This is a genomic window from Polaribacter sp. Z014, assembly GCF_023555435.1.
Classification (GTDB): Bacteria; Bacteroidota; Bacteroidia; order Flavobacteriales; family Flavobacteriaceae; genus Polaribacter.
This window is the reverse complement of sequence record NZ_JALCZP010000001.1, coordinates 397183-411797: the sequence shown is the minus strand read 5'-3', so window position 1 is coordinate 411797 and position 14615 is coordinate 397183. Positions and strand designations below refer to the sequence as shown.

General features: G+C 31.7%; 11 protein-coding genes. 9 read left to right on the top strand and 2 right to left on the bottom strand.

Annotated features, from left to right (window positions below; genetic code table 11):
• Positions 1–173: 173 nt before the first annotated feature.
• Entirely contained in the window at positions 174–1223 is a 1050-nt protein-coding gene (gene thiL, locus MPF19_RS01895) for a thiamine-phosphate kinase (RefSeq protein ID WP_203392763.1), read from the bottom strand.
• Between the two features lie 104 nt (positions 1224–1327).
• On the opposite strand from thiL, the gene MPF19_RS01890 reads away from it, so the two are divergent.
• Positions 1328–3247: a M1 family metallopeptidase gene (locus MPF19_RS01890; RefSeq protein WP_249986537.1), complete on the top strand. Its 1920-nt coding sequence runs from the start codon at positions 1328–1330 to the stop codon at positions 3245–3247.
• 110 nt (positions 3248–3357) lie between these two features.
• The gene (locus tag MPF19_RS01885) at positions 3358–4116 is read left to right on the top strand and encodes a UDP-2,3-diacylglucosamine diphosphatase (RefSeq protein ID WP_203392765.1); all 759 of its coding nucleotides are present in this window, start codon (positions 3358–3360) and stop codon (positions 4114–4116) included.
• Between the two features lie 95 nt (positions 4117–4211).
• Here MPF19_RS01885 and MPF19_RS01880 read toward each other — a convergent pair whose 3' ends face one another.
• Positions 4212–7088, bottom strand: a complete 2877-nt coding sequence (locus MPF19_RS01880; protein WP_249986536.1) for a TonB-dependent receptor — start codon at positions 7086–7088, stop codon at positions 4212–4214.
• Between the two features lie 197 nt (positions 7089–7285).
• Here MPF19_RS01880 and MPF19_RS01875 point away from each other — a divergent pair, with 197 nt between their 5' ends.
• From MPF19_RS01875 to MPF19_RS01845, 7 genes are all read left to right on the top strand, one after another.
• Entirely contained in the window at positions 7286–8275 is a 990-nt protein-coding gene (locus tag MPF19_RS01875; RefSeq protein WP_203392767.1) for an AAA family ATPase, read from the top strand.
• Positions 8276–8375: 100 nt separating this feature from the next.
• Complete coding sequence (locus MPF19_RS01870) at positions 8376–9245, top strand: DUF58 domain-containing protein (protein ID WP_203392768.1); 870 nt, start codon at positions 8376–8378, stop codon at positions 9243–9245.
• Between the two features lie 20 nt (positions 9246–9265).
• Positions 9266–10183 carry a BatD family protein gene (locus MPF19_RS01865; RefSeq protein WP_203392769.1) on the top strand — a complete coding sequence of 306 codons (918 nt, stop codon included), beginning with the start codon at positions 9266–9268 and terminating at the stop codon, positions 10181–10183.
• On the top strand, positions 10170–11174 hold the full coding sequence (locus MPF19_RS01860; RefSeq protein ID WP_249986803.1) for a vWA domain-containing protein: 1005 nt from the start codon (positions 10170–10172) through the stop codon (positions 11172–11174). Before MPF19_RS01865 ends, MPF19_RS01860 begins: the two co-directional genes overlap by 14 nt.
• A 157-nt stretch (positions 11175–11331) precedes the next feature.
• Positions 11332–11697 carry a four helix bundle protein gene (locus MPF19_RS01855; protein WP_249986535.1) on the top strand — a complete coding sequence of 122 codons (366 nt, stop codon included), beginning with the start codon at positions 11332–11334 and terminating at the stop codon, positions 11695–11697.
• 95 nt (positions 11698–11792) lie between these two features.
• The gene (locus MPF19_RS01850) at positions 11793–12839 is read left to right on the top strand and encodes a VWA domain-containing protein (protein WP_203392771.1); all 1047 of its coding nucleotides are present in this window, start codon (positions 11793–11795) and stop codon (positions 12837–12839) included.
• A 313-nt stretch (positions 12840–13152) separates the two neighbouring features.
• Complete coding sequence (locus MPF19_RS01845) at positions 13153–14547, top strand: glycosyltransferase family 2 protein (RefSeq protein ID WP_249986534.1); 1395 nt, start codon at positions 13153–13155, stop codon at positions 14545–14547.
• Positions 14548–14615: the final 68 nt, after the last annotated feature.

Below are 14615 nucleotides of genomic sequence, written 5' to 3'. Positions count from 1 at the left end.
TGCTTATCTGGAATATTCCTTCGGAATATTCTCAGGTTCGTAAAAGTTTACTAAATTAGTTGCCAAACCACGCAACTAAGCATACACAAACACGTTAAACGAACCTCATCAATAAAATAAAAAAGGCGAAAATTTAAAAATTTTCGCCTTTTTTTTATAATATTAAACTGTATTTATTCATTCTTCAAAGCATTCCAACCTTGTGCTTTCAATTCAATTTCTTGGCTCGCTCTTGTTACTAAGTTTAAACCTTGGTTTTCTGCGGTAATATGTCCAATAATAGAAAAATTAGGATTTCCTTTTATTTTATCAAAATCTGCAATAGGTACTGTAAATAACAATTCGTAATCTTCACCACCACTTAACGCAACCATGGTAGAATCTAACTCAAACTCTTCACAAGCAGAAATTACTTGCGGGTCTAAAGGCAATTTATCTTCGTATACCTTACACCCTACTTTACTCTGCGTACAAATATGAAAAAGTTCAGATGAAAGTCCATCAGAAATATCAATCATAGAAGTAGGTTTTACTTCCATTTCTTTTAACAAACCAGCAATATCTTTACGAGCTTCTGGCTTTAACTGACGTTCAATTAAGTAGGTATAATTATCTAAATCTGGCTGATTATTTGGATCCACCTTAAAAACTTGTTTCTCTCTTTCTAAGACTTGTAAACCTAAATAAGCAGCACCTAAATCTCCAGAAACCACAATTAAATCGGTTTCTTTAGCACCATCTCTGTACACAACATCTTCTTTTGCTGCTTTACCAATTGCAGTAACAGAAATTAAGATTCCTTTGGTAGAAGAAGTAGTGTCTCCACCAACTAAATCTACGTTATAACTTTCACAAGCTAACTGAATTCCTGCATACAATTCTTCAATTGCTTCTAGCGGAAATCTGTTAGAAACCGCGATAGAAACTGTAATTTGTTCTGCAACTCCATTCATTGCATACACATCAGATAAATTTACCATTACCGCTTTGTATCCTAAATGTTTTAAAGGCATATAACTTAAATCGAAATGCACGCCTTCTATCAACAAATCTGTGGTAACCAACGTTTGTTTTTCCGAAGCATCTAAAACAGCAGCATCGTCTCCAACAGCTTTAATTGTAGATGGATTTTGCACTTTAAAATATTGTGTAATATGGTTGATTAAACCAAACTCACCTAGTTCGGCCAACGACGTCTTTTGTGTATTTTTATCTTCTAACATCCTGCAAAGATAGGTACATTCTAAAAAATTACAGAACTACTTTAACACCTATATTTTTTATTTTAGATTTTAAACAGTACTTTTAAATTCTAATCCTATTCGTTATGATTCGTTTTCTTGTTGTCTGCCTTCTTATTTTTACCCATATTTCAAATGCAACTGCGCAAGAAATCATAAAAATTGCAGAAGCAGAAGCAAAATCTGCTGCAACAAAAATTCATTTTAAAGCAAATCCTAACACGTCTAATTACGATATTACCTATCATAAATTAGAGTTTTCAGTAGATCCTGCGGTAGCAGCTATTACAGGTAAAGTAACCACCACTTTTACCGCTTTAGACGATTTAACAACAGTTACTTTCGATTTAGATAATAATATGACCGTTACTTCGGTAACTCAGAATGGAAATGCAGTAACCTTTTCTCAAAGCTCAGATGACGAATTAGTTATTACACTTCAGAATACTTTAAACCAAGGGAATTCAACATCAGTTATTATCGATTACAACGGAAACCCAACAAGTAATGGTTTTGGTTCTTTTGAAGTAAACACACACGGAACCGCAAATACTCCCGTTCTTTGGACGCTTTCTGAGCCTTATGGCGCGTTAGGTTGGTGGCCTTGCAAACAAGATTTGAATGATAAAATTGATACAATTGATGTGTATATTACGGCTCCAGAGCAATATGTTTCCGTTTCCAACGGATTAGAGCAAGGCACAACAACTACTTTAGGTAGTAAAACCACCCATTTTAAACATCAATACCCAATTCCGGCTTATTTAATTGCCATTGCAGTTACTAATTATGAAACCTATTCGCACCAAGTTTCCCACAATGAGAATAACTTTCCGATTGTAAATTATGTGTATCCAGAAAGTTTATCTTCTTCCCAAAACAGCACTTTAGTTACGGTAGATATTATGAAACATTTTATCGATTTATTTGGCGATTATCCGTATAAAAATGAAAAATATGGACACGCTCAATTTGGTTGGGGCGGCGGAATGGAACACACCACCGTTTCTTTTATGGGGAGTTTTGGTAGAAATTTAATTGCCCATGAGTTGGCGCATCAATGGTTTGGAGATAAAGTTACTTGTGGTAGTTGGAAAGATATTTGGTTAAATGAAGGTTTTGCAACCTATCTTTCTGGATTAACAATAGAACACTTAGATGGAGATGCTTCTTTTAAAAGCTGGAGAAATTCTACTATCAATTCTGTAACCTCATCCACAAATGGCGCTGTGTACCTTTCAGATAGTGACACCACAAGCGTAAGTAGAATTTTTAATAGTAGATTATCTTATAATAAAGGCGCGATGGTTTTACACATGTTGCGTAAAAAATTGGGCGACACGCATTTTTTTGCTGCTTTAAAAAACTATATTTCAGATCCTAATTTGGCATATAATTATGCAAAAACTCCAGATTTGATTACTCATTTAGAAACCGAAAGTGGTTTAGATTTAAATGAATTTTTTAACGACTGGATTTACAACCAAGGCTACCCTACCTATAACGTAGAATGGCATCAACCAACAACCAATACCTTTAGTATACAGTTAAACCAAACCCAGAGTCATTATTCTGTTACTTTCTTTGAAGCCAATGTTCCCGTACGGTTAAACGGAACCAATGGTGAGGTTTTAGATCTGGTTTTAGACAATACTACAAACGGACAAACCTTTGTAGAAACTGTGAATTTCACAGTAAGTTCCGTAGAATTTGATCCAGATGCTCATTTAATTTCTAAAAACAACAATGTTACCTTAGGTATTGAAAACAATCTTTTTGTATCAGAAAATATTTCTTTGTTTCCGAATCCTGTAAATGATGTTTTAACTATTGAAACCTCAAAAAATATCAGATTCAAAAACGTAATTATCTACAACACACTTGGTAAAGAAATTTTTACATCTAGTAATAAACAGGTTAATCTTAGTAAACTAAGTGAGGGAATTTATTTTATTAAAGTTTTTACGGATGCTGGTAACTTGTATAAAAAGATTATTAAAGAGTAGTTTTTAGAAATTAGTGGTTTTTTAGTGAAATTAGTGTCTAACCTTTTTAATGGCTTTCACCCGTTTATAAATTAGTTTTTCTATTTTTACCGATATAAATAATTCATCTTTTGATTTCTATAACAACATCAGAAAATAAAAAAGTCTATTTTGCATCCGATCAACATTTTGGTGCACCCACTCCAGAAGCTAGTTTTCCTCGCGAAAAAAAGTTTATAACTTGGTTAGATGAAGTAAAAAAAGACGCCGAAGTCATTTTTTTATTAGGCGATTTATTCGATTTTTGGTTCGAGTATAAAACCGTAGTTCCTAAAGGATTTGTAAGAGTTTTAGGAAAATTAGCAGAGATAAAAGATTCTGGAATTCCTATTTACTTTTTTATTGGTAATCATGATTTATGGATGAATGATTACTTCCAAAAAGAACTCAACATTCCTGTATATCATGAGCCACAAGAGTTTTTAATCAACAATAAAAAGTTTTTAATTGGTCATGGAGATGGTTTAGGTCCTGGTGATTATGGGTACAAACGCATGAAAAAAGTGTTTACGTTTCCATTATTCAAATGGATCTTTAGATGGTTGCATCCAGATATTGGCGTACGTTTAGGACATTATATGTCAGTAAAAAACAAATTAATTTCTGGTGATGATGATGCCAAATATTTAGGTGATGAAAACGAATGGTTGGTGTTGTATTGTAAAGAAAAACTAACCCAACAACATTACGATTACTTTGTTTTTGGACACCGACACCTTCCTTTAGAAATAGAACTACAAGAAAATAGTAAATATGTAAATCTTGGAGATTGGATTCAGTATTTTACCTATGGAGAATTTGACACTACATTTAAGTTGTTAAAAGCATAAAAATAAACCTTCTCTGATTCAGTTTAAATACTTTAGAAAATAATAAACATAGAAAAAGCGGCAAATTGCCGCTTTTTCTATGTAAAATAATCAGTTTATTTTAAGTTAAAACTTACTCTTGCAAATAAGAATCTACCTCCAATACCAAATTGTTGTGCTCTTCTAGACCAATCGAAACGACCATCACTTCTATTACTATAAGAAGCTTCTGCCATATCTGGATAAATATCAAACAAGTTATTTGCACCAATTGTTAACGTTAAAGCATCTGTTGCTTTATAACCCAAAGATAAATCTGTAACCACTTTAGAACTGAATACTTGTTGGTTTGCAACCACTGTTGTTGCCTCTGTTACTTCACCAAAATACACATTTCTTAAGAAGATATTATACTTACCCGTTGTAAAGCTATTTGTTAAATTTAACTTCGTTCTTGGCACCGCTTCTTCTAAATACACTCTACTATCTTCAGGAAAATATGTGCTTACTAAACCTGCATTTTCTAAAACTGTAGATGCTTTAATATCTCCTACTTGTTCTGTTTTAGATAAAGTAGCAGATAAATCTGTTTTTAATCTAGAGTTAGCTCCAATATCTGCTTTATGTGTAATTACAAAATCGACTCCTTTAGATTCTGTGTCTATTGCATTTGCAAAAAACGATGCTGCAGAAGCATTTGCCTGTGCCAATAAATTATCTAATTCTGTTCCTGTACCTGGCCCTTTAAATTGCCCAGTGTAAACCACTCTATCATCAATATTAACAATATAACCATCTAAAGTTAAAGTAATATTCGCATCTGGTAATTTTGCTGTAAACCCTGCACTAAAACTAGTAGAAGTTTCTTCTTTTAATTGAGGAATACCTAATAATTGTGCTGCTCTACTTTCATTTGAAAAAGTACCTACTTCTTGCGGATCTCCGTTTTGGTCAAAAATAGTTGAGGTAGAATTAAAGTTTATTTGATGCAAAGAAGGTGCTCTAAAACCAGTATTAAAAGAAGCTCTAATTCTAAAATTCTCTGAAGCTTTAATTAAAGTTGCTAATTTAAAGTTTACAGTAGAACCAAAATCTGAATAATCTTCAAAACGTGTTGCAAAATTTAATGAAATAGCGTCTGTAAAATCTGCATCTAAATCTAAATAACCAGCAATACTACTTCTACCTCTAGACAACTCATTACTTGGACTAAAACCTGGAAATACTTGAGAACCACCTGGTCTTGCCGCATCAAAAAAGTCTACTAAAGGAATTTGCGTAGAGGTCTTAATAGCCTCACCTGCTGCTGTATACTGAGTATAAGAAGCTTCTTCTCCTGCAGTGATCTCATAGTTTTCTAAACGATATTCTGCTCCAAAAGCAACACCTAAACCTTGAAAAGTGTTTTTATAAAATTTATTTAAATCTAAGTTTACGGTATTTTGAGCAAAAGCAAAACCACCAGCATCAAAAACTGTTGGAGAAGCATTTCCTTGAGAAGCATTAAATGTATTCCCAATCATATAATTGAATGCATTTTTACCATACGTATTTGAAAAATCTACATTCCATTCTCCAATTTTACCTTTAATTCCCACTGCTAAAGATTTGTCTGAAATAGTAGAATTAATTTCTGGTAAAAAACCATTAATATATGCAGGTGTGTATGTTCTACTTTGGTTTGGTAATCTATAAAAACCAGCAGAGTTTCCATCTCTAGAACCTAAACCAGCAAAGGAATATAATTCTGTACCATTATCATCTAGAGGTAATTTAAAGTTGGCAAAAAATCTACCTCCACGTACTTTAGACTGTCCAACTCTCATGTTAAAGTCTTTACTTTCTAAACCTCTTGCAGCTAATTCTGCAGTTGTATTATCTCCTGATAAAATACCTTGTAATTGAGTCTTTGTTGTAGCTCCATTTAAATTAATACCAGCCTGATTTGCATATTGTATAACATCACTAACATCATTATCTAATAATTTGGTTAAATCATAACCATCATTATTTGCAAATCTTTCAACAGTATTATATAAATTGAATATAGTTCCTTCCCAATCTTTCATTCTGTTGTAAGCTTCTCTTACATCAAAATCTCCAGTAAAGTTAATAAACCCACCTTTATCACCAATAGGCAATCCGTAGTTAGCACTAATATTAGTGGTTTGTCCGTCTACACCACCAGTTTGTCCGTTTGCATTTTTACTGAAATTTGCACCAGTAGTTACTACTAAAGCCAATTCATTTACGCTTTCATTTAAAACAATATTAATAACACCCGCAATAGCATCAGAACCATATTGTGCTGCTGCTCCATCTCGTAAAACTTCAATTCTTTTAATTGATGCTGCTGGTATTGCATTTAAATCTGTACCAACAGAACCTCTACCAAAAGTTCCATTAATATTTATTAAAGAAGAAGTATGTCTTCTTTTACCATTAATTAATACCAAAACCTGATCTGGTCCTAAACCTCTTAATGAAGCTGGATCTATATGATCCGTACCATCAGAAATTGTTTGTGTATTCGACGTAAATGAAGGTGCCACAAAATTTAAAATTTGATTTAAATTAACTTGCGGTGAAGATGCAGCTAGTTCTTTCATATCTACAATATCTATTGGAACAGGAGAATCTATGGCTGTTCTGTTAGGATTTCTAGAACCAACAACAACTACTTCTTCTAAAGAATTGTCTTCTTCTACAGAAATTGTTATATACTTAATACTAGTTACTTTTACTATTTTAGCAGCAAATCCCATAGAAGAAACCACCAATTTAGAAGGTAATGTTTTTAAAGCTATAGAAAACTCTCCGTTATTGTCTGTAACGGTTCCGTTGCTTGTTCCTTTTTCAACAACATTCATATATGGCAATCCTTCACCAGATGAATCTGTAACTTTACCCTTTATAGTTTGTGCTGCCATAGCTAAAGGAAGCATTAAAATTAGGGTAATTAATACGCTTTTAATTAAGTAATTTTCTTTCATATTAACTGATTTTAAAATTATATAAGCTAAATATCGGGTTTTAGAATTATAAACACAACAATTTAACACTTTCTTTGTTTTTTTCGTTTTATTAGAAATTAAAAAAAAACACATCTTTAACCTACTTTTAACAAATACCAATATGTTAAAATTGTAGCTTTGTTTTCGTAAAAAATAACACTTAATACAATATTACAATGGATGTAGATGTAAGAGCTATTAATGAGAAAATAGAAAGAGAAAGTGCCTTTATAGATATTCTTACTTTAGAAATGAATAAAGTAATTGTTGGCCAAAAACAAATGATAGAAAGTTTGTTAATTGGTTTGATTGGAAACGGTCATATTTTGCTAGAAGGGGTTCCTGGATTAGCAAAAACATTAGCAATTAATACCTTATCTAAAGCGGTACAAGCTTCTTTTAGTAGAGTTCAGTTTACACCAGATTTACTACCTGCAGATGTTGTTGGAACCATGATTTACAACATGAAGGAAAACAATTTCGAAATTAAAAAAGGGCCTATTTTTGCAAACTTTGTATTAGCAGATGAGATTAACAGAGCACCTGCAAAAGTGCAATCTGCTTTATTAGAAGCTATGCAAGAGCGTCAGATTACTATTGGAGACACTACTTTTAAATTAGACGAGCCTTTCTTAGTAATGGCAACTCAAAACCCGGTAGAACAAGAAGGAACCTATCCTTTACCAGAAGCACAGGTTGATAGGTTTATGTTGAAGGTTGTTATTGATTACCCTAAATTACAAGACGAACAAATTATTATGCGTCAGAATTTATCTGGCGGATTTGCAAAAGTAAATCCTGTAGTTTCTGTAGCACAAATTCTAAGAGCAAGAGAAGTAGCTAACGAAGTGTATATGGATGAAAAAATTGAGAAATATATTCTTGATATCATCTTTGCAACTCGTTATCCAGAAAAATATAATTTACCACAATTAAAAGATTTAATCAGTTTCGGGGCATCTCCAAGGGGAAGTATCAACCTTGCAAAAGCAGCAAAATGTTATGCTTTTATCAAAAGAAGAGGGTATGTAATTCCAGAAGATGTTAGAGCGGTTGTTTTTGATATTTTACGTCACAGAATAGGTATTACGTATGAAGCGGAAGCAGAAAATGTAACGTCTGTAGATATTATCAATTCAATTATTAATGAAATTGAAGTGCCATAGAAAAAAGTTGGCAGTAAAAACAGTTGCAGTTGGCAGTTGCTTACTCATGTTTTAAAAAAACCGATTCAATTACACGCTTCAACAATTAAACAATTACACGTTGCAAACTAAGGAGATACTTAAAAAAGTTCGTAAAATAGAAATTAAGACAAAACGTTTGTCTAATGATATTTTTGGAGGTGAATACCATTCATCTTTCAAAGGACGTGGTATGACTTTTTCTGAAGTAAGACAATACCAATTTGGCGATGATGTTAGAGCAATTGACTGGAATGTTACCGCCCGTTATAACGAACCTTATATAAAGGTTTTTGAGGAAGAACGCGAGTTAACCATGATGCTTTTAGTAGATGTTTCTGGTTCTGAATTATTTGGTACATCCACCCAGTTTAAAAAAGATACCGTAACAGAAATTGCTGCAACATTAGCTTTTTCTGCTACACAGAATAACGATAAAGTAGGTTTAATTTTATTTTCTGATGATGTAGAGCTTTTTATTCCTCCTAAAAAAGGAAAAGGGCATGTTTTAAGAATTATTAGAGAACTGATAGAATTTAAACCGAAAAGTAAAAAAACCAACATTGCTGCTGCTTTAAAATTTTTATCTAGTGTGATGAAAAAAAGAGCAATTGTTTTTATGTTATCCGATTTTATGGATGATGATTATGAAAAAACATTAAAAATTGCAGCTAATAAGCATGATTTAACAGGAATAAGAGTCTTTGACAAACATGATGAAGAAATTCCTAATTTAGGAATGGTACCTATGTTAGACTCAGAAACTGGCAATGTACAGTTGATAAATACGGCATCGAAATCTGTAAGAACAAGTTACAAAGCAAATGCTTTACGTTTAACTGATTATTATATAAACATGTTTAAAAGAAGTGGCGCAGGTACTGTTAACACCAGAGTTGATGAAAACTACGTAAAAAAATTATTAGGTTACTTTAAACATAAAGGAAGATAGTAACGCAGTTACCCTTAAAAATGAAAAAACAACTATTCTACATACTACTATTCGTTTCAACCATAAGTTTTGCACAAAAACCATTGGTAAGAGCAGAAATCGACACCACAAATATTAGAATTGGTGAGCAGTTTAAGTTAAAGATTACCGTGGATGACACACAGAATGTAATCATGCCTAAGTTGCATCTAAAAGGTCTAGAAATTATAGATTCTACCAAAGTAGACACTGTAAAAAACTCCTTAATAAGAAAGTATATTTTAACCGGTTTTGATAGTGGTGCATTTTACATTCCGCAACAACAGGTATTTATAAAAAACCAGGCTTTTTTAACAGATTCTTTATTAGTAAATGTAGCAACAATTGCCATTGACACCACCAAGGTGAAGAAATTCCCTATTAAATCTATTAAAAGTGAACCATATACTTTTGACGATTTCAGAATATATGTTTATATCCTTTTAGCCGCCTTAGCCATCATTGGTTTCTGGATTTATTGGTTTGTAATCAGAAAAAGAAAAGAAGAAATAGAAGAAGATACTTATAAAGCAATGCCGCCTTATGAAGAAGCTATTTTTAGACTAAATGAATTAGACGAAAAATTATTGTGGCAAAACAATAAAGTAAAAGAATATTATAGTGAATTAACAGAAATTGTTCGTGGTTACATAGAGCGAGAGCTACATGTGCCTGCCCTAGAAAAAACTACAGATCAGGTTATAGATATGTTAAAGGATTTTAAAGATGCAGAAACGATTCAAACATCAGAAGATACTATTAAAAAGTTAAAAGGTTTATTACAAGAAGCTGATTTAGTAAAATTTGCAAAATCGAAACCTTTAGCCTTAGAAATCGAAGAAGATAGAAAAGACGCACAAGATATTGTGAGTAATTTAAAACCTAAACCAATTATTGAAGAAAATGATGAATTGGAGTAATTTTGAATTTCATAGTCCCGAATTTTTATGGCTGCTCATATTAATTCCATTAGTAGCCGTTTGGCACTTTTTTATCCGTAAAAAAGATACCGCAGTCTTAACAATGCCAAGTATAAAAGGTTTTAATACAGATTCACTTTTATCTAAATTAAAACCCGTCTTATATCTTTTAAGATTACTAGCATTAGCTGCAATTATTGTTGCTTTAGCAAGACCTAGAAATGTTTCTGTTAGTAAAAAAACAAAGACCAATAAAGGGATAGATATTGTTATGGCAATTGATGTTTCTGCAAGTATGCTTGCCAGAGATTTAAAACCAAACAGACTAGAAGCTCTTAAAAAAGTAGCTATCGATTTTGTAGACAGAAGACCCAATGACAGAATAGGAATTGTAGTTTATGCAGGAGAAAGTTTTACCCAAACGCCAATTACAAGCGATAAAGGAATAGTAAAACGTACTATTTCTGAATTAAAATGGGGACAATTAGAAGGAGGAACTGCCATAGGAATGGGCTTAGGTTCTGCAGTAAACAGATTAAAAGAAAGCACTGCAAAAAGTAAGGTAATTATCTTATTAACGGATGGTGTAAATAACTCTGGAAATATAGATCCTAGAACAGCTACAGAATTAGCAAAAGAATTAGGAATTAAAACCTACACCATAGGAATCGGAACCAACGGAATGGCAGATTTTCCGTGGAGTAGAGATCCAAGAACCGGTCAATTAAACTTTAAAAAACAACAAGTAGAAATTGATGAAGATTTATTAAAAGAAATTGCCACAGAAACACAAGGAAAATATTTTAGAGCAACAGATAATGAATCTTTAAAAGAGATTTATGATGAAATTGACAAGCTCGAAAAAACGAAAATAGAGGAATTTAAGTATTACAATTATCAAGAAAAATATAGAATTTTTGTCTTTTTTGGATTAGGATTCTTATTACTAGAGTTTTTGTTGAGAAACACCATTTTTAAGTCGTTTATTTAAAATGTTGTGTAACTGATGAATTGTTTAATCGTGTAATTGTAAAAGACGTTATTAATTCATAAAACTAGGAAGTTTAAATTTAAAAAAAAATGGAAACATTTATGTATTTAAAAGTACAAATTAACAGTTACACTTTTAAACAATTAAACAAAAAAAGATGTATGTATTTTCATTTGAAAAACTAAAGGTTTGGCAAGAAGCTATAGACTTCTCTGTTGAGGTTTATAGTATCACTAAAAACTTTCCTACTGATGAAAAATACGGAATTACAAGTCAATTAAAAAGAGCGTCAAATTCAATTTCAGCAAATATAGCAGAAGGTACATCTAGAATTACAAATAAAGACAAAGCACATTTTTCAACAATAGCATTTAGCTCAACAATGGAAGTTTTAAATCATATTATTTTATGTCATAAACTTCAATTTATAAACGAAGAAATTTATAATGACTTGCGTAAGAGAATTTATAAAATATCTAACATGTTAAACGCTTTACGCAAAGCACAATTAAAACCTGTGTAAAAAGGTGTAATCGTGTAATAGTTTATTTGTGTAACCGTGCTCACTCAGGTTTTACAAGCAACAATTACACAATTCAACAGTTAAACAATTAAACAATGTATCGTATAGAAGAACCAATTTATTTTTCCCTTTTAATAATCATTCCAGCAATGATTGTTGTTTTCTTGTTGGTTTTATGGTGGAAAAAAAGAACGCAAAAGAAATTCGCTGATTTAGATTTAATACAAAAATTAGCGCCAAATTCATCCACATTTAAATCCGTTTTAAAACTGGTATTTTTACTGTTAGGAATCACTTTTTTAGTAATAGCTTTAGTAAACCCAAAAATGGGAACCAAACTAAAAACGGTAAAAAGAGAAGGTGTAGATATCGTTTTTGCTTTAGATGTTTCTAAAAGTATGTTAGCAGAAGATATTGCTCCAAACCGATTAGAAAAAGCAAAACAAATTATCTCTAAAACGATAGACAAATTAGGCTCAGATAGAGTTGGTATTATTATTTATGCAGGAAATGCGTATCCTCTTTTACCAATAACCACAGATCATGCGGCAGCAAATATGTTTTTGCAAAACGCCAATCCAGATATGGTTTCTAGCCAAGGAACCGATATCAACGGAGCATTAGAACTAGCAAAAACATATTATAATAATGATGACCAAACCAACCGTTTTTTAGTCATTATTTCCGATGGTGAAGATCATCAAGAAGAAACTAAACAAGTAGCACAAACATTAACAAACGAAGGTATTAAAATCTACACCATTGGTGTGGGTACAGAAAATGGAGGACCAATACCAATGCGCGTAAATGGCTCTATGATTGGCTATAAAAAAGACAATAAAGGAGAAACAGTAATTACCAAGCGCATGCCAGACATTTTAGAAGGTATTGCAGATGCTGCAGACGGACAGTATATTGATGGTAATATAACAGAAAAGCCAGTTTCAGTAATTGCAGATATTATTGCAAATGCAGAAAAAAGCGAATTCGAAACCAAACAATTTTCCGATTACAAGGACCAATTTCAATGGTTTTTAGCAATTGGCTTACTATTCTTGCTTATTGATATTTTCTTATTTGATAAGAAAACAAAATGGTTACGAAAAGTAGATTTGTTTGATGAAGAAAAAACGAAGAAATAATAAACTCTGTTATTCCGAGGTACGAAGTAACCACTTAATTTAAAAAGACTAATTTCTTAAATACTTACATCGTTTTACATAGAACTACTTTTATAAAGAGCCGATTAATATTTTAATCGGCTCTTTATTTTTATTTATTTCCTAAAAACAGTGTATTTTATATTCTAAAAAGGATACTTCTTACCCACTTAATGGGTAAAAAATACACACTTAAAACACCTTTAAAAAGGTAACTATCTGTAAACAAGTATTTACATCAACTGGTACATTAATTGATTTCATTTAGATACAAAAGATCTAAATAATATTCAACATGAAATCTGAAACCTTTAGTTTAAAATTACATAATAATAAATTTTCTATAGAAGATAAAAAAAAATCTCCTATTAATTTTAAAGCTATTGTTACACTAGCAGGCTCATTTGTTATTATGATAGGAGCTGCCTATGCTGTTTATCTGTTACAAGATGATTTTTCTAAATTTAATATCAACAGACTAAACAACAACTTTGGTTTCCTTTTTTTTATGCTGGCCGCCGCTCTTTTTGCATTTGGAGCAATGACTTTTCTATATGATATATACCTATACTTTAAATACAAACCAATACCATCTGTAAGTAATGAAGAATTACCTACCGTTACCGTAATTGTACCAGCTTACAACGAAGGAAAACAAGTTTGGGATACTTTAAAAAGCTTAGCTAAAAGTGATTATCCAAAAGAAAAATTACAATTATTATCTATAGATGATGGTAGTAAAGATGATACTTGGTATTGGATGCAAGAAGCTAAAAGAATTTTAGGAGACCAAGTAACCATTATGCAACAACCTAAAAACATGGGCAAAAGACATGCTTTATACCGTGGTTTTAATATGGGTAAAGGAGAAGTTTTTGTTACTGTTGATAGTGATTCTATCGTTAAAGAAGACACTCTTAGAAATCTAGTGAGTCCGTTAGTTACCAATAAAAAATGTGGAGCTGTTGCGGGTAATATTCAAGTACTGAATAATAAAAAAGCTTTATTACCAAAAATGCTAAATGTAAGTTTTGTAATGAGTTTCGAGTTTAAACGTTCTGCAGAAAGTAGTTTAAACTCCGTATTATGTACTCCTGGTGCTTTAGCCGCTTATAGATCAACTGCTGTTTTTGCTTGTTTACCAGAATGGATAGACCAAAAATTTATGGGAAAAGCTTCTGATATTGGAGAAGACAGAGCATTAACTAATATGATTTTAAAACAAGGTTACAGCGTGTTATTTCAAAAAAATGCATATGCCTATACCAATGTTCCTGAAGATTACACAGGCTTGTATAAAATGTTTATTAGATGGGGAAGAAGTAATGTTAGAGAAAACATAGCCATGTATAAATATGTATTTACAAACTTTAAAGAAGGTAGTAAATTCGGATCAAGATTGTTGTTTGTAACTCAGTCCATAAAAATGATTATGTCTTATCCCTTTTTATTTTTTATGATGTATTTTATTTTTATGCACCCTGTATTATTTATAAGCTCAACCTTATTAAGTATTTTAATTACATCAACATTTCCTGTATTATTTTATACTAAAAAATATGATTTAAAAGAAGCACTGTGGGCATATTCATACAGTATTTTATATACTTTTGGCTTATTCTGGATTACACCCTACGCAATTGCAACAGCTGGTAAAAGCGGATGGTTAACTCGTGAATTAGCTGCATAACTAAATTAAAAGCACAACATTTTCTTACTTTTTAGTTTGTAAAAAAAATTACGCAATCCATTAATTAA

Excerpts from the sequence above, each read along its gene's own strand:
- MPF19_RS01845 (WP_249986534.1), top strand. The coding sequence starts at position 13,153 with ATGAAATCTGAAACCTTTAGTTTAAAATTACATAATAATAAATTTTCT.
- MPF19_RS01890 (WP_249986537.1), top strand. The coding sequence starts at position 1,328 with ATGATTCGTTTTCTTGTTGTCTGCCTTCTTATTTTTACCCATATTTCA.
- MPF19_RS01880 (WP_249986536.1), bottom strand. The coding sequence starts at position 7,088 with ATGAAAGAAAATTACTTAATTAAAAGCGTATTAATTACCCTAATTTTA.
- MPF19_RS01865 (WP_203392769.1), top strand. The coding sequence starts at position 9,266 with ATGAAAAAACAACTATTCTACATACTACTATTCGTTTCAACCATAAGT.
- MPF19_RS01850 (WP_203392771.1), top strand. The coding sequence starts at position 11,793 with ATGTATCGTATAGAAGAACCAATTTATTTTTCCCTTTTAATAATCATT.
- thiL (WP_203392763.1), bottom strand. The coding sequence starts at position 1,223 with ATGTTAGAAGATAAAAATACACAAAAGACGTCGTTGGCCGAACTAGGT.
- MPF19_RS01855 (WP_249986535.1), top strand. The coding sequence starts at position 11,332 with ATGTATGTATTTTCATTTGAAAAACTAAAGGTTTGGCAAGAAGCTATA.
- MPF19_RS01860 (WP_249986803.1), top strand. The coding sequence starts at position 10,170 with ATGAATTGGAGTAATTTTGAATTTCATAGTCCCGAATTTTTATGGCTG.
- MPF19_RS01875 (WP_203392767.1), top strand. The coding sequence starts at position 7,286 with ATGGATGTAGATGTAAGAGCTATTAATGAGAAAATAGAAAGAGAAAGT.